Source organism: Thiocapsa sp. UBA6158 (assembly GCF_002423035.1).
Taxonomy (GTDB): domain Bacteria; phylum Pseudomonadota; class Gammaproteobacteria; order Chromatiales; family Chromatiaceae; genus Thiocapsa.
The window spans coordinates 42,442-61,080 of record NZ_DIUM01000021.1 but is presented as its reverse complement, the minus strand read 5'-3'; the positions used below and the strand labels follow the sequence as shown (position 1 = coordinate 61,080).

Below are 18,639 nucleotides of genomic sequence, written 5' to 3'. Positions count from 1 at the left end.
CCGGTCACCCAAACCGCTCGGCCTCGCGAGCGACCGCGACCGGCAACCCATTCCCGGAGGTGTCCGTGCTGTATTCATCCTCCCGCCCCGACCGGCCTCGGCGCGTGCCCCTATTGTGTGCGGTCGCGGCGACCCTCTTCGGACTCGCCGCCTGCGGACAAGAGACCCCGGTCACCACCATCCGATTCGACGCCTTCGGAGGCCTGGTCGATCTGAGCCTCGTCGGCGTCGACCGGCAACAGGCCCAACAGGCGGCATCCCTGGTCCAGCAGGACTTCGCCTTCCTGCAGGACGCATGGCATTCCTGGCAACCCGGTCCGATGGGACGGGTCAATCAGATGCTGCTGACCGAGGAGCCTTTCGTGGCCCCCCCGTCGACCATGCCGTTGGTTCGCCTGAGCAAGGACTTCGAAGAGCAAAGCGGCGGACTTTTCAACCCCGCCATCGGCTATTTGATGGATCTCTGGGGATTTCATGCCGACGCGGTACGCAGCCGCCCGCCGCCCCCCGCACAGCACATCGAACGTTTGGTCGCGGCAGCGCCCGGGATGAGCCAGATCGATATCGAGGGGCTCGAGCTGCACGGCCACAACCCGGCCATCAAGCTGGATTTCGACAGCATCGCCAAGAGCCATGCCATGGATCTTGCCATCGAGCACCTACGTGAGCTCGGGATCAAGAGCGCACTGATCAAGGCCGGCGGCGAGGTCCGCGTGATCGGCGATCGCAGCGGCCAGCCCTGGCGGATCACGATTCGTCGACCCAGCGGTTCAGGGGTGCTCGCCATCGTGCCGATGGGGGGCGACGAAAGCCTCGTCACCAAGGCCGACTACGACCGGAACTTCGTGTTCAAGGGCGAGATCTACCACGCAATCATCGATCCGCGAACCGGCTCGCCCGCGCGCGGCACCCGCTCGGTGACCGTTCTGCATCGGGATGCGACCACCGCGGCGGCGGCGGCCACGGCCATGTTCGTCGCCGGACCGACCGATTGGGAGACGGTGGCGCGCGCGATGGACATCCGCTATGTCCTGCTCGTCGATGCCGAAGGCACACTGCACATGAACGCAGCAATGGCCGATCGGATCGAATTGGTCGACACAGGTGCTCGGATCGCGCCTTGATGAGTGCGTAGGATGGGTAGAGCGTCAGCGAAACCCATCCTCCAAACCTTGATGAATGCGGAGGATGAATAGAGCGTCAGCGAAACCCATCCTCCAAACCGCTGTGTTCTCGGGTTTCGGTCCGATGCCCTTGGCGCGGACTGGATGGGTTTCGCTTCGCTCTACCCATCCTACGAATTTCGGTTGTTTGTGAGCCGCTCCCAAGGACTCACCGACGTGTCGGGGCGACTTAAGCCGCCTCTACAGCTCCGACATTTCAGGGCCGGACGGGTAGAGCCGCGCGAAGCACAACCAACCGTCGGCGGACGTTTTGCTTCCTAGCGTCAGCACAACCTACGACGGCGGCATTTTCTGGAAATCGATCCACATTCATGCCCACCCGCTCGCCCGATCCGCTGATGCAACGCACGCTCCTCGCGACGCCCCGTCACGACTCCTCGGGCTTGACCCTCACGATAGCCCTGTTGGCCGCCACACTGCTGCATGTCAGTGCGATCACCCTCGTCTCCTTCGAGCCACCCCGAACCGAGGCGAGCGGCGTCGCGGAATCGGCGCTGGAGATCTTGATCTTGCGGGACGCCGGTCGGGGTTCGGCATCTCCGGACGCAGCCCTCTCGCGGATCGATCGTTCTGGCGCGTCGTCCAGCGGAAATGCCGTCTACGACGACCCGAACGCGATCGTCTCGGAAGACATCGAGGCGACCGAGCCTCCGACACCCATCCCAGAGACGCGGATCGAGTCGGTCGAAGAGTCGACTGTCGAGCCGGAGCCGGAGACCGACACATCGGCCGATCGAGACCCGGCCGTCACGGAGCCGCCACCGAGCAGGCTCGATGCAGACGCCGTCGATGCGCCACTCGAGCCGATCGATGTCGAGACGATTTCTCCGGACCCGACGGAGATCACTGAGCCGCCCGCGCTGGACCTCGAGACGCTCGCACGCGTGGAGCCTCCGCCCGAACCCGCACCCGAGATCCAACCCGAGCCACTCCCTCCTCCCGACCCGCTGGCCGCGCGGGAGATCCCCGCCCGGGAAACAGCGGTCGACGCGGCTACGATCCTCGCCAGCCGCGGCGAGGAAATCGATCGACTCACGGCCAACCTCCAGGCCAAGACCGCCGCCTATGCAAGCCGCGTCCGGCGCAAGTCGGTGAGTGCGAGCACGCGGGAGTTTCGGTATGCGAGCTATCTGGGCGCCTGGGCGCGCAAGGTGGAGCGCATCGGCAACCTCAATTATCCGCAAGCAGCCCGAGATCAACGCATGTTCGGCAGCCTGATCCTGCATGTCGCCGTGCGCTCGGACGGCAGCGTGGAGCAGATTCGAGTCGTGCGCTCGTCGGGTTACGACCTGCTCGACGAGGCGGCCGTGCGGATCGTGGAGCTTGCAGCGCCCTACTCCCCCTTCCCGCCCGACATCGCCGCGGAGACGGACGTGCTCGATATCGTGCGAACCTGGCAGTTTTTGCGCGGCGGGGGGTTGGGTTGGGAGCAGTGAGCAGGGGCAGCGCGACGAGACACCTTCGCGCATCGCATCGATCGGAGAGTCTATAGACAGGCCTTCACCCCGACGAAGGGCTTCAGGTGTTTTCCGTGAAATTCTTTAGACCCACCGTGGGTCGGGCTTGAGCCCGACAAGGACGCCGCAGGAGGGCGATACCGCCGAGTCGGACTTAAGTCCGACCCACACTGCGTCGATGACAAGATTCTCCGGAAATGGCCGAACGCGCCGGGTATCGGGAGCACCGACCGAGACCAGACCCCAAAAAGCCGCCGGCTCCTTGCGGAACCGGCGGCGTTTCCAGCGACGGAGAGGATCAGCCGCGCCGACGGCGCTGATGCCAACCCGCAAGCAGGCCGAGTAGACCGGTCATCGCCAAGAGGCCGTAGGCGCTCATGGTCGGGATGGCGACAGGGGGAGGCAGATCCTCGAAGGTCACAATCACACCGTCACCGATGGTGACAATGGCGGCCGGTGCGAACCCGTTCGCCGGCGTGGGCTGATCCGGGTCGGTGTAGGCTTTCGCGCTGTAGGTTACACTCTCGACAACCGTGTTGGTAACGGTGAAGGTCGCAACGCCGTTGATCAAGGGAGCCGTACCGGAGGCACCGACGGAGGGCGCTGAGGACCGGATTGTTGTCGGGAGTTCCACCGGGGTAATCACGGTCGTCGCGCTGTCCGCGGACAGAACTACGGATCCAGAGAGCGGATTTTCGTCCTCATCCAGAACCGTGACCGCGATCGTCGCCGAAGTTGTGCCATCGGCAGGTACATTGACCGGGTCTGAGCCGCCGTCGACGGTGATGCCGGAGAGTTCCCGATCGGGATCGGAAACCGTGAAGGCCAAGGTGACCCGGCCGGCGGCGCCATCTGCTCGCGAATTATTCACCGTGGATCGACCGCCGCCACCACCGCCAGGGGCCGAGCCGGCAACCGCTTCGTCGACTATTCTGCCGGCACCCTGCCCTCCTGCACCACCCGGAGTTGCCCCGGTACCGCCTTCCCCCCCGACCCCGGCCGCTGTCACTGTACCATTGCCGCCGTTGCTGCCGTTGCTGCCGGAGCCGGCACCACCACCACCTCCGCCGCCGCCGCCGACTGTCGCGCCATTACCTCCACGACCTCCGGCATAACCGATTGCACCGGTAATCGTGCACGCCGCGCCGCCATTACCACCGGTCGCGGAACTACCCACACCAGTGCCGCCCGCTGCACTGACCAGCGTTTCGGCACCGGAAACGACGCTTGATGCGCCACCGTTACCCGATGCCGAGTTTCCGCCGGCGCCGATTGTAATCGCGAGGTCGTCGCCCGGCTGGACCGGGACTTCGAGGTTGCCGCAGAATGAACCGGCACCACCGCCGCCGCCGGATCCCACGCTGCGGGCTCCACCCCGGCCACCTCCGCCCCATGCCTCGAAGCTGACTTTAAACACATTGGCAGGAACCGTACAGGTTCCCGCTGAAGCGACACCCGGGACGCAGTCGGCAGCAAACACCGCCCCGGATAAGAAAAATGACGGCGCAAGCAGCAGTCCGGTCAAAGGAAGGGCCAAACGAATTCGCATGAGCAATGACTCCCTGTAATGTTGACGAGCACGTGACACTATCGAGATACCCGCACCAAGGCATCAAAAAACGGCGGTGTCTCTATGAACTGGACTCAAGCGAATCCCCGAAACCGCCCGGAAAATCGCCGATCGCGATTTGGCCCGGACCGCCCCGAGCCTAACGGACTCTGTACTCGACCAATCTGAAGACCAGGCGAGCCTCGCATCCAAACCAACGATCCGCTAAACGACCATTCGGCTGCGACAGCAACCCCGGCCGCAAACAGTCGCGTCAAGGACACGGATGTAGTAAATGCGCAACGCTGCACACATGCGACGGAGCCTAGCCGATGCATGCCCGAATTTCAACGTTAGGGAAGCAGAAAATACCCCATTTCAATCGATCGGCGGGGCGAATTGAGCTCGGTGCCTCGTGCGCCTGCAGCTTTAAAGCAGCTTGCCGGCGGCGATGATCAACGCAGCGATGGTGGTGATAAAGCCAATCAACCACAGAAAATGGCGATCGTTGCGTTTGATCAGCTCGTCGAATCGGCGGTCGACCTGCTCGAAACGTTTGTCGATCTGCTCGAAACGTCTCTCGACTTGTTCAAAGCGCTTGTCGATTTGCTCGAAGCGCTTCTCGACTTGCTCGAATCGCTTCTCGACCTGCTCGAACCCTTGGCGCATCAGCTCGCGCTGATGCTTAAGCTCCTCCTCGACCCGCACCATGCGTTCGCGCAGCTCGATCTCATACACTGCGGGCGGCTTGCCGAGCGAGACCTCGACGAGCCACTCGCCGAGGTGCTCCTTGATGAACGCGATATCTTCTCTGGCCAGTGCCATGATCCAAAACTCCTCGGGGCTTACCCCCACCATCGACGCACCGGTCGATGCGTGCAAACTCACAGGAGAACGCCGACGTCCGTTGCGGACCCTCGAGCCCATAAACACGGTTTGTTGCGCAACCCTACCCCGGACATCCGGTTGCCGCAAGACCATCCTCGGACTTGCTTGAGATCTCCCCGACCGGGATACTAACGCCATGTCCTTCAGCACCTCGCTTACCAACCACTTCCTGATCGCGATGCCGGGTCTTCAGGATCCGAATTTCTCGCGAACGGTGACCTATGTCTGCGAGCACACCGATCAGGGCGCCATGGGTATCGTCATCAACCGCCCGCTCGACGTCAGGCTCGGCGAGCTATTGGACCAGCTCGAGATCGTTGCGTTGCGCCCAAACGTGGAGCAGATCCCGGTCTACCAGGGTGGACCCGTCCAGACCGATCGGGGTTTCGTGCTGCACACCTCCGGGCCGACCTTCGACTCGACCCTGAGCATCACATCGGATATCAGCGTCACCACCTCGCGCGACGTGCTGGAAGCCATCGCCTCGGGCGAAGGTCCGGAGCAGACCCTGGTCGCCCTGGGTTACGCCGGCTGGGGCAGCGGTCAGTTGGAGCAGGAGATGAGTGCCAACGCCTGGTTGAGCGGTCCGGCCAGTGACGAGATCATCTTTCGGATGGATCCGAGTGCCCGCTGGCTCGCCGCGGCGCAACTGCTGGGGGTCGATCTAAACCTACTCAGCGGCGAAGCCGGGCACGCGTAGAGCGCGTCCGCACGGGCATCCATCGGATCGAGCACGTTCGAGCACCGCATGACCACCCTACTGGGCTTCGACTTCGGTCCGCGCAAGATCGGTATCGCGGTCGGCCAGACCATCACAGGCTCGGCCACGCCTCTCGTGACGCTTCGCAGCCGCAACGACAAGCCGGATTGGGACGGTATCGCCGCCTTGGTGCGCGAGTGGCAACCCGAGGCATTCGTTGTGGGGCTGCCCTTTACGATGGACGACAAGGAGGTCGAGTGGTCCGCGCAGATCCATCGGTTCGGGCGCCAGCTCGAAGGACGCTTTCGCCTCGCGGTGCATCTCATCGACGAGCGCCTGACCTCGATCGAAGCACGACGGCAGCTCGCGGAGGCATCGCGCGGACGATCCGCGGATCGAGATGCCGTCGATGCGGTTGCCGCCGCCCTGATCCTGGAAACCTGGCTGTGCGAGCATGGCGCCGGGTAGAGTGGAAACACGTAGGATGGGTAGAGCGAAGCGAAACCCATCCACCCCGCGCCAAAGGCATCAGACCGAAACCCGGCAACCCGGCGGTTTGGAGGATGGGTTTCGCTGGCGCTCTACCCATCCTACGCCTTGAACACCGTGTTGACCTGTTTCTGAAGCATCACTCCGCCCCACCGGCCACTCACCACACACGCATCCCGACCATCAAGCACCCAACCCCGAGCATTCCTCAGTGATCAATTCCGAGATCTGGAAAGACAGCGCCGAGATCGACGGCATCATCGGCCGAATGGCCGACGAGCTGGGCTCTCTTATCGCCGAGCGCGCCATCGAAGCCCCGCTGATGATCGGCATCCATACCGGAGGGGTCTGGGTTGCGGATCAGCTACACGAGATGCTGGAGCTGGCCGAACCGCTCGGCCATCTGGACATCTCCTTTTACCGCGATGACTTCACTCGCATCGGGATGCATCCGCAGGTGCGCCCCTCGTATCTGCCGGTCGGGATCGACGACCGTCACCTGATTCTGGTGGACGATGTCCTGCAGAGCGGTCGCACCATCCGCGCCGCCCTGAATGTCCTGTTCGACTACGGCCGGCCGGCCTCGGTCATCTTGGTCACCCTTTCCGAGCGCGACGGGCGCGAGCTGCCGATCGAGCCGAACGTCGTCGGCCTGCATGCCAAGCTCGAGCCGGGCGAGCAGATCAAGCTCAGCGGACCGCACCCGCTCGTCCTGCTGCGCGGTCAAAGCGCAAAAACGACGGCGTCCAAGACCGATCGGGCATCGGTCGCGCGCCCGACCAAGAGCGCCAAGGGCGAGGCCCGCCGATGAAGACAGGCCATCAGCAGCTCGACGGCCAGGGCAACCTCAAGCACTTTTTGACGATCGAAGGGCTGAGTCGAGCGCTCTTGTCCGAGATCCTGGACCGCGCCGAAGGCTTTCTCGGGGTGACACAGCAGGCGGTCAAGAAGGTCCCGCTGTGCCGCGGCAAGGTCATCGCGAATCTCTTCTTCGAGACCAGCACTCGCACCCGAACGACCTTCGAGCTGGCCGCCAAACGACTCTCCGCGGACGTGCTCAACCTCAACATCTCCACCTCGGCGACCGCCAAGGGCGAGACCTTGCTCGACACCTTGCGCAACCTCGAGTCGATGCAGGTCGACATGTTCGTCGTGCGCCACCCTTCGAGCGGCGCGGCTCATTTCATCGCCGCCCATGCAGCACCGTACGTGAGCGTCATCAATGCCGGGGACGGGCGCTATTCGCATCCCACCCAGGGGATGTTGGACATGTTCACCATCCGCCGCCACAAGGGGGACTTCGCGAACCTTCGCGTGGCCATCGTCGGCGATATCCTGCACTCGCGGGTCGCGCGCTCCCAGATCCTCGCACTCAACACGCTGGGTGCGGCCGAGGTAAGGGTCATCGGCCCGCGCACCCTGATTCCGGCATTCGCCGAAGAGGCGCTCGGCGTGCGGGTTTTTCACGATCTGCGCGAGGGGATCCGCGATGTCGACGTCGTCATCATGTTGCGCCTGCAACGCGAGCGCATGACCAATGCGCTCCTGCCGAGCGAGCACGAGTACTTCCAGCTCTATGGCCTCACCGAAGAGCGCCTCGGCGTGGCTCATCCCGAGGCCATCGTGATGCATCCCGGGCCGATCAATCGCGGGGTCGAGATCGAGTCACAGGTCGCCGACGGGCCCCGCTCGGTGATCCTCGAGCAGGTCACCAACGGAATCGCGATCCGCATGGCCGTCATGTCCATGTGTATCGGCACCCAGAACATCGCCATGCAGGCGGACGTGAAGACGGATGGTGAGCCCAATGGCTGAGGTCGAGCACATCAGCATTCGCGGCGGTCGACTGATCGACCCGGCCAACCGGATCGACCGGGAGATCGACCTGCATCTTGCCGACGGGCGCGTGCTCGCGATCGGCGAGGCGCCAACCGGGTTTCAACCGGAGCGCGTTCTCGATGCGCGGGGGCTGATCGTGTGCCCCGGTTTCGTGGACCTCAGCGCCCGGCTGCGCGAGCCCGGTCTCGAGCAGAAAGCGACGATCGCGAGCGAGACTCGAGCGGCAGCAGCGTCCGGGATTACGACGCTCTGTTGCCCACCCGACACCTCGCCCGTCATCGATACACCGGCCGTCGCACAATTGATTCGGCAGACCGCACAGCGGCTCGGCTTCGCGCGCGTCGTGCCGGCCGGCGCCATGACCCGAGACCTCGACGGCAAACAGATCACCGAGATGGCTGCGCTCAAGCTCGCCGGCTGTCGGGTGTTGAGCCAGGCGGATCGGCCGATCCGCAGCGCCCAGGTGCAGCGACGTGCGATGGAGTACGCCGCCACCTTCGGACTGACGCTCTTCCTGCATCCGCAAGACCCGGACCTGACCAGCGGCGGCTGTGCACACGAAGGCCGCGTGAGCGCCCGGCTGGGGCTTCCCGGCATCCCGGAGGCCGCCGAGACGGTCGCCGTTGCCCGCGATCTCGCATTGGCCGGCCAGACCGGCGCACGCATCCATTTCCGCGGTCTCTCGACCGCACGGGCGACCGTGATGCTGGCGGCCGCGCGCGGCCGCGGCGTTCAGGCGAGCGGCGACGTCGCCATCCACCAACTCTTCCTGACCGAAGAGGACCTGGACGGCTTCGACGCCAATTGTCACCTGGTACCGCCCCTGCGCACCCGGGCGGACCGCGATGCCCTGCGTCATGCGCTCGCGGCCGGCGAGATCGGCGCCATCTGCTCGGACCATCAGCCGCACGATGCCGATGCCAAGCTGCTGCCCTTCCCCGAGACCGCGCCCGGCATCTCGGGGCTCGAGACCCTGCTGCCGCTCGCGCTGCGACTGGTCACCGAAGGCGTGCTCGATCTGCCGGGCGTCATCGCCCGACTCACCCTTGGTCCTGCCGAGATCTTGGGTCTCGACCTTGGACATCTCTCGCCCGGGGCGGCGGCGGATGTCTGCATCTTCGATCCGAACGACTGCTGGATACCGACCCCGGAGACACTCCTGAGCCACGGCGAGAACAGCCCCTTTCTCCACACGCAGATGCACGGGCGCGTCATGGCGACGGTGCTGGATGGACGCATCGTTTTCGAGCGGGCGAGCGGTCGTTGATCGAGACAAGGCGCGTAACGGAGCGCGCTCAACCGCCGGCTTGGAGCGCCTCCGGGTTCAAGACGTGCATCGTCTCGTCGCCCATGCCCATCACCAAAACGCCGCGGCGCGTCGCACGACGTACGACGCTCGCGTCCGGATAGAGGCTCGCCAGGACTCCGACGGCGCGACGATCGGCATACTCGGGGAAGACACGGGGGATCTCGGCGAGCCGTTCGAGAATGCCCTCGACATGCGCATCCGTCAGGCGTGACTTGGTCTCGTTGACCAAGACCACCTCCGGGCAGACCAGCAGCGCATCGTACTCGCGCGTCTCGCCCCCGAAGCGGCGCACGACGCGGACCCCGAACAGATCCGCCACGGGACAGGAGAAGAGCTCGGCCGCCACCCGCGGAAGATTGGGCGCTACGATATCCTCGACCAGCGTGCCGAGGCGATTGGCGAGATCGCCCCATTGCTTGTTCATGCTCCGACGCTCGCGCTGGCTCTCTTCCTTGAACGTAAGCATCTCGTCCTTGAACTCGCGCATCTCGTCCTTGAATTCGAGCATCTCCTCGGACAGACGGGCCAGCGACATCTCGGTGCGCATCGCCTGGTAGCTCAGCTCCTTCATGTACTCCCGCAGGGTGTCGACCTCTTGTTTAAGTGCAGCGTGTCCCATGATGATGACCCTCCAACGCAATCCGGTTGATCTCGTGAAAGCATAAACCCAAAAGGAGTGGCGAGGAGTGAGTGGTGAGTGGTGAGTGGTGAGTGGTTTGAGTCTCGAAGGGAAGACCCCGGACCTCGCCGCCTACTCGCTTCTCGCTCCTCGCCTCGAAACTTCAGTGCCTTCCGGCTAAACCGCGTCCAGAGCGAGATGCTCACTTTCGAGTGAGTTCGAAGTTTGGTGAATCCACGACCCTTAGCGGGGACGCCGTTTACAATTTTATATTTTTTAATACTTTAAACCGCGCCGGCTCCAGCGGCTCTGAAATCCGCCGGGGCCGATCCCATCCAAAAACATCGCGTACTGCACTGAGCGCGGTTTAGACTCGTCGCATCCTCTCGCCTGGAGCCCATCTTGCCCTCGACCTCGACTCATCCTTTCCCGGATTTTTCCCGCGCCCGTATCCTGGTGGCGGGCGACCTGATGCTCGACCGCTATTGGAGCGGCGCGACGCGTCGGATCTCGCCCGAGGCCCCGGTGCCGGTGGTGCACGTCGCGCGGGTGGACGACCGCCCGGGCGGTGCGGCGAACGTCGCGCTGAACCTGGCCGCGCTGGGCTGCCATGTCACCCTGACGGGCGTGACGGGCAACGACGAAGCGGCCGATGTGCTGGCCGCACGACTCGATGCGCACGGTATCCGTACCCGAGTGCACAGACGCGCGGATGTGCCTACCGTCACCAAGCTGCGGGTCTTGAGCCAGCATCAACAGCTGATCCGCTTGGACTTCGAAGCGCCCTTGACGCCGCTCGCCGACGACCCGCTTCCGGCGCTGGTCTGCAATGCGCTCGATGCTTGCGATCTGCTGGTGCTTTCGGACTACGCCAAAGGGACGCTGGCCGACCCGCAGCGTCTCATCGCGCTGGCGCTGGCGGACGGCAAACCCGTGCTCGTGGACCCCAAGGGACTGGATTTCACGCGCTACCGTGGTGCCACACTCCTGACCCCGAACCGGGCCGAGCTGGAAGCGATCGTCGGTGTCTGCGCCGACGATGTTGCCCTGATCGAGCGGGGCCAGCGGCTGCGTGCCGAGCTCGACCTGGAGGCGATGCTGATCACGCTCGGCGAGCGCGGCATGCTGCTGCTGCGCCCGGACAGCGAAGCACTGCACCTGCCCACACGGGCCCGCGAGGTCTTCGACGTGACCGGTGCCGGCGACACCGTGATCGCGACCTTGGCCGCCGCGCTGGGCGCGGGCGTCGCACTCGACGAGGCCTGCGCGCTGGCCAACTGCGCGGCCGGTCTTGCGGTCGGTAAACTGGGCACCGCGACGGTCGCCGCGCGCGAGTTGGAGCGCGCTTATCAGGGCAGCGAATGGCATACGGTGCTGGACCAGGAGGCATTGGTCGACGCGGTCGAGGCCGCGCGCGCTGCCGGCGAGCGAATCGTCATGACCAACGGCTGCTTCGACCTCCTGCACGAGGGCCATGTCGCCTATCTGCAGCAGGCCAAACGGCTCGGCGATCGCTTGATCGTGGCGGTCAACGACGATGCCTCGGTGAGCCGACTCAAAGGCCCGGAGAGACCGATCAACGGCATCGAGCAACGCATGGCCGTGCTCGCCGGTCTCGCCTCGGTCGACTGGGTCTGCGCCTTCTCCGAGGACACGCCCGAGGCACTCATCTGCCGGGTCAAACCGGACCTGCTGGTGAAGGGCGGGGACTACCGGCCGGAGGAGATCGCCGGGGCGGACTGCGTGCATGCCAACGGCGGTGAGGTGCGCGTCCTGGATCTGGTGCCCGGGCGCTCGACCACGCGCATCCTGAGCACACTCCAAGGCACGATCCGGGCTGCCGCGCCGCAGACCTGAGCCCGTGCAGACGCGCCGACCCGTAGCGCACACCGAGACGACCCCTCGCCGATGACCCGACGCCTCTACACGTTCCTGCTGCGCCTGCTGCTGCCGTTCGCGCTCCTGCGCCTGTATTGGCGCAGCCTCAAGTCACCTGCCTATCGGCGGCGGGTGCGCGAGCGACTCGCGCTCGGCCCGGCAGGACCGGCAACGCAGGTCTGGATCCATGCCGTCTCGGTCGGCGAGGTCCAGGCCGCGGAGCCTTTGATTCGGCGCCTGATGGAACATGACCCGCCGCTGTCCATCCTGGTCACGACCACCACACCGACCGGCGCCGAGCGGCTGCGCGAGCGCTTCGGCGACGGCGTGGCGCACCGCTACACTCCCTACGATCTTCCCGGAATCCTCGACCGCTTTCTGGACCGAACGACCCCGGCGCTGCTGATCGTCATGGAGACCGAAATCTGGCCCAACACCCTGGCGGCCTGCGCAAGACGCGGCATCCCGGTGATCCTGGCGAACGCGCGGCTCTCGGAACGCTCCGCGCAGGGCTATCGGCGGCTCGCGCGCCTCACACGCGAGACGTTGCAAGGCTTCGACCTAATCGCTGCCCAAGCGGAGCCGGATGCCCGGCGCTTCATCGCACTGGGGACCGATCCCGAGCGGGTCCAGGTGACGGGCAGCATCAAGTTCGACCTGCGCCAACCCGCGAGCCTGCTCGATCAAGCCGAAGCCATGCGTCGCACCTGGGGTGTGCAGCGCCCGGTGTGGGTCGCAGCCAGCACCCATGAGGGGGAAGACGGGCCGATCCTCGCGGCTCACCAACGCATTCGAACAGTCTTGCCCGAGGCCCTGCTGGTGCTGGTTCCGCGCCATCCGGAACGCTTCGATCGCGTCGCCGAGCTGGTGACACGGCAGGGGTTGACGCTGGCCCGTCGCAGCCGCCCGGAGCCCTGCACACCAAGCACGGCGGTCTTTCTCGGCGACACCATGGGAGAGCTTCCGGTCTTTCTCGCCGCTGCCGACGCGGCCTTTATGGGCGGCAGCCTGGTGCCCACGGGCGGTCACAACCTCTTGGAGGCCGCGGCCTCGGGCGTCCCCGTCGCCATCGGCCCGCACCACTTCAACTTTGCAGCCATGACGGAGCTGCTGTGCACCGAAGAAGGCGCGATGGAGGTCGCCGACACCGAAGCGCTGGCGCGACTCATGATCTCTTGGCTGAGCGACGCCACCGAGCGGGCGCGCATCGGCGAGAACGGCCGTCGCATCGTCGAGGCGAATCGCGGTGCACTCGATCGGCTCATGACGCTGATCGAAGCCCGCTTGCCGAAGATGCGAGGGAACGATCCGTGATCGGCCGCCCCGGCGATTCAATCCGCTGCTTTGAACAGTGACAACAGCTCTCGGAATTGGGCGTCGGTCGAGTCCCCGAGCCATTCGAAGCCGACCGACTCGGTGCAGACGACTTGGGTCCCGGCATGGCGCATGCGATCCAAGACGTTCTGTTTGAACACCGACTTCCGCGAGATGATGGCATCGGCCGGAACAAAAACCTGATATCCCCAGCGCTGGAGCCCGGAGACGGTCTGGACGATACAGATGTGTGCCTCCATGCCGACGACGATCAGCTGACGCCGGTCCGGATGGGCGGAGATGTTGCGCTCGAATCCGGGCGCGGTGCAGCAGGAGAACGCTGTCTTCTCGGTCGGCTCGGCACCCTCGGGCATGTTGTCGCGGATGCTCGCCATGACCGGTCCGAGCCCTTTGGAATTGTGCTGGGTCGCGATGACCGGAATACCGAGGATCTTGGCGGCGGAAACCAGCCGATTGATGTTCGCGACGACCAGATCCAGCTCTTCGGCCGGCATTGCATGCGCCAGACGCTCCTGGGCATCGATGATCAGAAGCTGGGAAAAGGCCCTCTGACAGAGCGGCATCTGCGCTTGATGGGTACTCATGGCGTGTCCTCGCGAGATTGTTATTGGATCGCACGTGGCAGAAATCGCCCGTGGCACAGGGGAGTGTGCGTCAGTTTCCCGACGTGAATCAAGGAAAAAGCAGCGCCGCGCCCGAGCCGCCCGTGGGCAAGGACGGGCTGCAGATCAGTAGACCGGCATCGCGGGATCCAGATCACGCGCCCATGCCGCAACGCCGCCGTCGAGATTGGCCGTACGCGTGAAGCCCTGCTGTTCGAGGAACCGCGCGACCTGATAGCTGCGAATGCCGTGATGGCAGATCACGACGATCTCGCGATTCGGATCCAAGCGTGCCAATGCCCCCGGGATCTGTCCCATCGGAATGGATAGGGATCCCTCGATCCGACAGATCCGAAACTCCCACGGCTCGCGGACATCGAGCAAGATCGGCGGCTCGCCGTCCGCCGCCAACAATTGCGCAACCTCTCCAGGCCCCATTCGACGCATCACCAGCCCCCGTATTCAGCCAGGCCCGCACCGGCATAGGTTTCCGAGGCTCGACCTGCCGGACTCGGAAGGCACCGGCCGGCCCGGGAAACACGCCATGAATCATCCGATCGTTTCTTGACATTCTCCTGAACCGCGTCCGCTGCAACGCCCGTTGACTCGGACAACACCAAGCCCAAACGCAAGCCCCGCATCACACACCGAACGCGGTTCAGCGCGGTTCAGAATTCGAACTCGTTCGCCTCGGCGGCATTCTTCAACGCAAGCGTCGAGGTCTCGAACAGTCCCTCTCGGCGAAAATCACGCTCGCCGACACGGGTTAGGAGCAGGGCCTCCATCACGGGCTCCACACCAAGGATACAGAACAGACGCCCGCCTTTAGCCAATTGCCCCTGAAGCAGCGGCAAGGCGGCCTCGGTGGGCATCGATCCGGTGACTGCGATGACGTCGAACGGCCCACCCTCGACGGGCTCGCTCAGCGCGTCGCCCGTGCGGATCTCGATCGACTCGAGCCCCAAGCCGGCCAAACGCGCACGCGACTCGTCCGCCAAAGCGGCATCGATCTCGACCCCGATGACACGCCCCCCCAAGCGATCGAGACAGGCGCTTACATAACCCGTCCCCGCACCGATCTCCAGCACCCGCTCGCCGGCCTGCACGTCCAGCGCTTGAAGCATGCGCCCCACGACCTTCGGCGCCAGCATGCAGGCGCCCTCGCCGATCGGGATCTCGATATCGGCATAGGCGAGACCCTGATAGGCGTCGGGAACGAACGCCTCGCGTCGAATCTCCGCCATCGCCTCGAGGACCCGGTCGTCCAGGACGTCCCAGGGGCGAATCTGCTGTTGAATCATATTGAAACGCGCGCACTCGGCGGTGATATCCATCGGAATCGAGTCCTCGTCTTCGTGTTCTGGGCGACCTGGAAGCCTACTGAGTTTGGGCGGATCGAGCAACCGGGGATGGTGGCGAGAGCTGGGCGCTGGCGGCCGGCGGTTGAGCGCGAGCATCGGCCGCGCATGAGGCCAAGCCAACGTCTGGTTACTCGAGCACACGCGCATAGCCCTCGCTGCGCACGCCTCGGAGCAGTGAGTCGACCTCATTCGTGGAGATGCCGAGCATCTGCAGCGCCTCCGCCCCCAGGCGCAGGCTGCTCTCGATCGCCTCCGGGTAAGCCAGCGTCGCGCCGGCGCGAATGAGACTGCCGCAGGCCTCCAGGTCCCGCGCGCGGGCGATCACGGGCACCTTCGGATAGGCCGTGCGGATATGCGAGACGGCCCGCAAGGCGGTCGGTCCGTGATCGATAGTCAGGATCACCAGTGCCGCCTTGTCGATTTGGACGGCCTCCAAGAGCTCCACATCGCCGATATCCCCGAAATAGACCGCGCGACCGTCCCGCTCGCCACGCTCGACGTGGACGGGGTTGGTATCGAAGGCAATGAAGGCGATGTTGTTGGCCTCCAAGAGGGTCGCGACCGTATGACCGACGCGCCCGTAACCCGCAATTACGACCCGCCCCGCCTGACCCGCGGGGACCGCCGGGTACTCGAAGCTCATCGGAGCCGCCGTTGGAGGCGCCGCGCAAAGACGTCGCCGAGCCGCACCAATAAGGGCGTCAGCAGCATGCTGACCGAGATGACGCTCACCGCGATGACGAATGTGGCATCGTCGATGACTCCGAGCGCCTTGGCCGAGCCGAAAAGGACAAAACCGAACTCCCCGCTCTGAGCCAGCATGAAGGCGACGCGCGTCGCCGTGCCACGCGCCAGTCCGAAGGCCATGCCGATCAACAGGAGTACGACCAGCTTGATGGCGAGGATCAGGGCGACATGCTGGGCCAGCAGCAGCGGCTGAGCCGCGATCGCCTCCAGATCGATCGACATGCCGACGGCGACGAAAAAGAGGCTCATCAGCAGCCCTTTGAAGGGCTCGATCTGTGCTTGGATCTGAAAGCTGAAGCGCGAGGTCGAGAGCAGCATCCCCATCATGAAGCCGCCGAGCGCCATCGAGAGACCCGCCTCGTGCATTGCCCCGGCTGCGAGAAAGACCGCCAGCAGCACCACCAGGGTAAAGGCCTCGCGGTTGTGCTGACGCAGCAGATGCTTGAGCGCGAAGGGCACCAGGTAACGCCCGAAGCCGAAGACCAAGGCCACCATGCCGAGGACAACGAGGATCTGCCGCCAGAAGGGGACGTCCGAGGACAGGGTGCCGACATCCGAGAGGATCGGCACGATCGCGAGCAGCGGCACCACGGCCAGGTCCTGCATCAAGAGGACGGCGAAGGCGGCTGTTCCGTGGCGGGTGGCGAGATCGCCGCGCTCGTGCAGCAGCTGCATGACCAGCGCCGTGGACGAGAGCGCCAAGGTCAGCCCCATCAAGAGCGCCGCCTGCCACGAATAGTCGTACAGCGAGATGTAGCTCGCCACCAGAAGGCCGGAGACCAGGATCTGCACCGAGCCCATCCCGAAGACCTCGCGTCGGAGCGACCACAGCCGCCGAGGCTTCATCTCCAGACCGATCAGGAAGAGCAGCATGACCACGCCCAGCTCGGTGAAATTGCGCACGTCCTCGACATGCGCGGTCACCGATGGGCCGGGCGAGTGCGGCCCGACCACGATGCCCGCCACCAGAAGCCCGAGAATCGAGCCCAGACCCAAGTGCTTGAAGAGCGCAACGGCGAGTGCCGCCACGGTGAGCAGCGCGATCGCCGAAAGGACAAAGCTGTTGAGCTCCATGTCGCGACTTTACCAAATTCCAAGAAGGCAACTTCCAAAAGGGTTGCACGTGCAGCCTGATCGGTCCTCGGACGGTATATCCTATGGCGTTGGGTCGAGACATCCCCCGAGAGACAGGACGCCATGCCATCCAATCCACCAGGGCGGCCGCGGGTCGCCGTCGCCGGTGCCAGCGGCTTTATCGGCACCGCGGTCTGCCGCGCCCTAACGGACGCCTTTTCCGTTCGGGCACTGACACGATCGCCCGCCCGGGAGCAAACACCCGACCCGGATCAGCGCATCACCTGGCGTCATTGCGATCTCTTCTCGGCACCGGACCTGGTCGCAGGGCTCGCGGACTGCGATTACGCCGTCTATCTGGTGCATTCGCTCGCGCCCTCGTCGCGCCTGACGCAGGCCAATCCGCGCGACATGGATCTCATCCTGGCCGATAACTTCGCACAGGCCGCTGCGGCGAACGGGGTCAAACAGATCATCGTCGTCGGCGGGCTGATCCCGGACAGCTTCAGAATCTCGCCGCTGCTTTGGAGTCGGCGCGAGGTCGAGCTGGTGCTGGCCTCGCGCGGGACACCGGTCACGGCGCTGCGTGCCGGACTCGTGGTCGGCCCCGGCGGCTCGGCCCCACGGCTGCTGGTGGATCTCGTCCGGCGCCTACCGCTGCTCTTGCTTCCGCCGAGCGCCCGCTCGATGACGCGACCCATCGCGCTCGTGGACCTTGTGCGGGCGGTTCGCCACTGCCTGGGACAACCGGAGACCTGTCGGGGCGCCTACGACATCGGCGGACCCGAGTGCTTGAGCTACGAAGAGATGCTGCGCCGAACGGCCGAGGTGCTCGGCCTGCGCAGACGCATCCTGACCTTGCCTTGGATGCCGCTCTGGCTGGCCTCGGCCACCGCTCGGTTCTTCAGCAGTGCGCCCTCGGCCGTCGTCGGTCCGGCACTGGAAAGCCTGCATCAAGACACGGTGATTCGCGACAACCCGGTGCAGCGCGCGATCGACCCGTCAGCGATCCCGTTCAGCGAGGCGCTGCGCACCGCACTCGACCGGACCGGCCGACACCTGCTGCCGAGCCCGCGCCAGCCGATCGAGGGTCAGAGCCGCGAGCTGATGCGCCGCGCGCGGCTGGTGCGCTCCATTCAGCGGGTAATACTGCCGCCCGGTCAGGATGCCGCCTGGGTCGCCGGCAACTATTTCCGCTGGCTCGGCGCCTGCTGCTGGCCCATGGTCTGCACCGACATCGACGCGACGGGGAGATGCAGTGTCTACACCCGCTTCCCGCGCCTGCACCTGCTGACACTGCAATGGCTCGCCGAAGAAAGCAGCCCGCAACGCCAGGTCTACGCCATCGTCGGCGGTCTACTGAGTCGAGCGGACGGACAGGGCCGTGCCCGCTTCGAGTTCCAAACCCTGCTGGACGATCGCTACACCATGGCCGCCATCCACGACTACGCACCCGCCCTGCCCTGGTCGATCTATCTCTCGACACAGGCGGTTGCGCATCTTCTGGTCATGCGGCGGTATCAGCGCCGGCTCGCTCGTTTGGCGCGATGAGCCGCCAGCCATCAGCCACCGGCCACCAGCAGGAGGCAGGAGGCAGGCGCCAGGCGC

The 18,639-nt window shown here is 65.1% G+C and carries 18 protein-coding genes; 10 read left to right on the top strand and 8 right to left on the bottom strand.

Annotated features, from left to right (window positions below; genetic code table 11):
• The first annotated feature begins 65 nt into the window (after nucleotides 1-65).
• A complete protein-coding gene (locus tag B4N44_RS03365) occupies nucleotides 66-1,124 on the top strand; it encodes an FAD:protein FMN transferase (protein WP_296696924.1) in 1,059 nt (352 codons plus the stop codon).
• Nucleotides 1,125-1,495: 371 nt separating this feature from the next.
• Entirely contained in the window at nucleotides 1,496-2,620 is a 1,125-nt protein-coding gene (locus B4N44_RS03360) for an energy transducer TonB (RefSeq protein WP_296696922.1), read from the top strand.
• A 319-nt stretch (nucleotides 2,621-2,939) separates the two neighbouring features.
• Here the strand turns inward: B4N44_RS03360 and B4N44_RS03355 are convergent, their stop codons facing one another.
• Both B4N44_RS03355 and B4N44_RS03350 read right to left on the bottom strand, forming a co-directional pair.
• The gene (locus tag B4N44_RS03355; RefSeq protein ID WP_296696921.1) at nucleotides 2,940-4,190 is read right to left on the bottom strand and encodes an IPTL-CTERM sorting domain-containing protein; all 1,251 of its coding nucleotides are present in this window, start codon (nucleotides 4,188-4,190) and stop codon (nucleotides 2,940-2,942) included.
• Between the two features lie 429 nt (nucleotides 4,191-4,619).
• A complete protein-coding gene (locus tag B4N44_RS03350) occupies nucleotides 4,620-5,015 on the bottom strand; it encodes a hypothetical protein (RefSeq protein ID WP_296696919.1) in 396 nt (131 codons plus the stop codon).
• Nucleotides 5,016-5,214: 199 nt separating this feature from the next.
• Here B4N44_RS03350 and B4N44_RS03345 point away from each other — a divergent pair, with 199 nt between their 5' ends.
• From B4N44_RS03345 to B4N44_RS03325, 5 genes are all read left to right on the top strand, one after another.
• Entirely contained in the window at nucleotides 5,215-5,778 is a 564-nt protein-coding gene (locus B4N44_RS03345) for a YqgE/AlgH family protein (RefSeq protein WP_296696918.1), read from the top strand.
• Nucleotides 5,779-5,826: 48 nt separating this feature from the next.
• Nucleotides 5,827-6,246: a Holliday junction resolvase RuvX gene (gene ruvX / locus B4N44_RS03340; RefSeq protein ID WP_296696917.1), complete on the top strand. Its 420-nt coding sequence runs from the start codon at nucleotides 5,827-5,829 to the stop codon at nucleotides 6,244-6,246.
• Between the two features lie 232 nt (nucleotides 6,247-6,478).
• Entirely contained in the window at nucleotides 6,479-7,078 is a 600-nt protein-coding gene (gene pyrR / locus B4N44_RS03335) for a bifunctional pyr operon transcriptional regulator/uracil phosphoribosyltransferase PyrR (protein ID WP_296696916.1), read from the top strand.
• The gene (locus B4N44_RS03330) at nucleotides 7,075-8,082 is read left to right on the top strand and encodes an aspartate carbamoyltransferase catalytic subunit (RefSeq protein WP_296696915.1); all 1,008 of its coding nucleotides are present in this window, start codon (nucleotides 7,075-7,077) and stop codon (nucleotides 8,080-8,082) included. The genes pyrR and B4N44_RS03330 overlap by 4 nt, the downstream gene beginning before the upstream one ends.
• Nucleotides 8,075-9,373 carry a dihydroorotase gene (locus tag B4N44_RS03325; RefSeq protein WP_296696914.1) on the top strand — a complete coding sequence of 433 codons (1,299 nt, stop codon included), beginning with the start codon at nucleotides 8,075-8,077 and terminating at the stop codon, nucleotides 9,371-9,373. The genes B4N44_RS03330 and B4N44_RS03325 overlap by 8 nt, the downstream gene beginning before the upstream one ends.
• Nucleotides 9,374-9,401: 28 nt before the next feature.
• Here the strand turns inward: B4N44_RS03325 and B4N44_RS03320 are convergent, their stop codons facing one another.
• The gene (locus tag B4N44_RS03320) at nucleotides 9,402-10,034 is read right to left on the bottom strand and encodes a hypothetical protein (protein WP_296696912.1); all 633 of its coding nucleotides are present in this window, start codon (nucleotides 10,032-10,034) and stop codon (nucleotides 9,402-9,404) included.
• A 402-nt stretch (nucleotides 10,035-10,436) separates the two neighbouring features.
• Between B4N44_RS03320 and hldE the strand changes: the two genes are divergently transcribed.
• Nucleotides 10,437-11,891, top strand: coding sequence for a bifunctional D-glycero-beta-D-manno-heptose-7-phosphate kinase/D-glycero-beta-D-manno-heptose 1-phosphate adenylyltransferase HldE (gene hldE / locus B4N44_RS03315; protein WP_296696910.1), 1,455 nt, complete (start codon nucleotides 10,437-10,439; stop codon nucleotides 11,889-11,891).
• 51 nt (nucleotides 11,892-11,942) lie between these two features.
• The gene (waaA, locus tag B4N44_RS03310; RefSeq protein ID WP_296696908.1) at nucleotides 11,943-13,226 is read left to right on the top strand and encodes a lipid IV(A) 3-deoxy-D-manno-octulosonic acid transferase; all 1,284 of its coding nucleotides are present in this window, start codon (nucleotides 11,943-11,945) and stop codon (nucleotides 13,224-13,226) included.
• A gap of 17 nt (nucleotides 13,227-13,243) precedes the next feature.
• Here waaA and B4N44_RS03305 read toward each other — a convergent pair whose 3' ends face one another.
• From B4N44_RS03305 to B4N44_RS03285, 5 genes are all read right to left on the bottom strand, one after another.
• On the bottom strand, nucleotides 13,244-13,831 hold the full coding sequence (locus B4N44_RS03305; RefSeq protein WP_296696905.1) for an isochorismatase family protein: 588 nt from the start codon (nucleotides 13,829-13,831) through the stop codon (nucleotides 13,244-13,246).
• Nucleotides 13,832-13,975: 144 nt separating this feature from the next.
• A complete protein-coding gene (locus B4N44_RS03300; RefSeq protein ID WP_296697016.1) occupies nucleotides 13,976-14,296 on the bottom strand; it encodes a rhodanese-like domain-containing protein in 321 nt (106 codons plus the stop codon).
• A gap of 221 nt (nucleotides 14,297-14,517) precedes the next feature.
• A complete protein-coding gene (locus B4N44_RS03295) occupies nucleotides 14,518-15,183 on the bottom strand; it encodes a protein-L-isoaspartate O-methyltransferase family protein (RefSeq protein ID WP_296696903.1) in 666 nt (221 codons plus the stop codon).
• Between the two features lie 154 nt (nucleotides 15,184-15,337).
• Entirely contained in the window at nucleotides 15,338-15,853 is a 516-nt protein-coding gene (locus B4N44_RS03290) for an NAD-binding protein (RefSeq protein WP_296696902.1), read from the bottom strand.
• Nucleotides 15,850-17,031 carry a cation:proton antiporter gene (locus B4N44_RS03285; RefSeq protein ID WP_296696899.1) on the bottom strand — a complete coding sequence of 394 codons (1,182 nt, stop codon included), beginning with the start codon at nucleotides 17,029-17,031 and terminating at the stop codon, nucleotides 15,850-15,852. Before B4N44_RS03285 ends, B4N44_RS03290 begins: the two co-directional genes overlap by 4 nt.
• A 123-nt stretch (nucleotides 17,032-17,154) precedes the next feature.
• Here B4N44_RS03285 and B4N44_RS03280 point away from each other — a divergent pair, with 123 nt between their 5' ends.
• Entirely contained in the window at nucleotides 17,155-18,582 is a 1,428-nt protein-coding gene (locus B4N44_RS03280; RefSeq protein ID WP_296696898.1) for an NAD(P)H-binding protein, read from the top strand.
• Nucleotides 18,583-18,639 lie beyond the last annotated feature (57 nt).

Excerpts from the sequence above, each read along its gene's own strand:
- B4N44_RS03285 (WP_296696899.1), bottom strand. The coding sequence starts at position 17,031 with ATGGAGCTCAACAGCTTTGTCCTTTCGGCGATCGCGCTGCTCACCGTG.
- B4N44_RS03355 (WP_296696921.1), bottom strand. The coding sequence starts at position 4,190 with ATGCGAATTCGTTTGGCCCTTCCTTTGACCGGACTGCTGCTTGCGCCG.
- B4N44_RS03360 (WP_296696922.1), top strand. The coding sequence starts at position 1,496 with ATGCCCACCCGCTCGCCCGATCCGCTGATGCAACGCACGCTCCTCGCG.
- B4N44_RS03295 (WP_296696903.1), bottom strand. The coding sequence starts at position 15,183 with ATGGATATCACCGCCGAGTGCGCGCGTTTCAATATGATTCAACAGCAG.
- B4N44_RS03350 (WP_296696919.1), bottom strand. The coding sequence starts at position 5,015 with ATGGCACTGGCCAGAGAAGATATCGCGTTCATCAAGGAGCACCTCGGC.
- B4N44_RS03290 (WP_296696902.1), bottom strand. The coding sequence starts at position 15,853 with ATGAGCTTCGAGTACCCGGCGGTCCCCGCGGGTCAGGCGGGGCGGGTC.
- ruvX (WP_296696917.1), top strand. The coding sequence starts at position 5,827 with ATGACCACCCTACTGGGCTTCGACTTCGGTCCGCGCAAGATCGGTATC.
- B4N44_RS03280 (WP_296696898.1), top strand. The coding sequence starts at position 17,155 with ATGCCATCCAATCCACCAGGGCGGCCGCGGGTCGCCGTCGCCGGTGCC.
- B4N44_RS03300 (WP_296697016.1), bottom strand. The coding sequence starts at position 14,296 with ATGCGTCGAATGGGGCCTGGAGAGGTTGCGCAATTGTTGGCGGCGGAC.
- waaA (WP_296696908.1), top strand. The coding sequence starts at position 11,943 with ATGACCCGACGCCTCTACACGTTCCTGCTGCGCCTGCTGCTGCCGTTC.
- B4N44_RS03345 (WP_296696918.1), top strand. The coding sequence starts at position 5,215 with ATGTCCTTCAGCACCTCGCTTACCAACCACTTCCTGATCGCGATGCCG.
- B4N44_RS03320 (WP_296696912.1), bottom strand. The coding sequence starts at position 10,034 with ATGGGACACGCTGCACTTAAACAAGAGGTCGACACCCTGCGGGAGTAC.
- B4N44_RS03330 (WP_296696915.1), top strand. The coding sequence starts at position 7,075 with ATGAAGACAGGCCATCAGCAGCTCGACGGCCAGGGCAACCTCAAGCAC.
- B4N44_RS03305 (WP_296696905.1), bottom strand. The coding sequence starts at position 13,831 with ATGAGTACCCATCAAGCGCAGATGCCGCTCTGTCAGAGGGCCTTTTCC.
- B4N44_RS03325 (WP_296696914.1), top strand. The coding sequence starts at position 8,075 with ATGGCTGAGGTCGAGCACATCAGCATTCGCGGCGGTCGACTGATCGAC.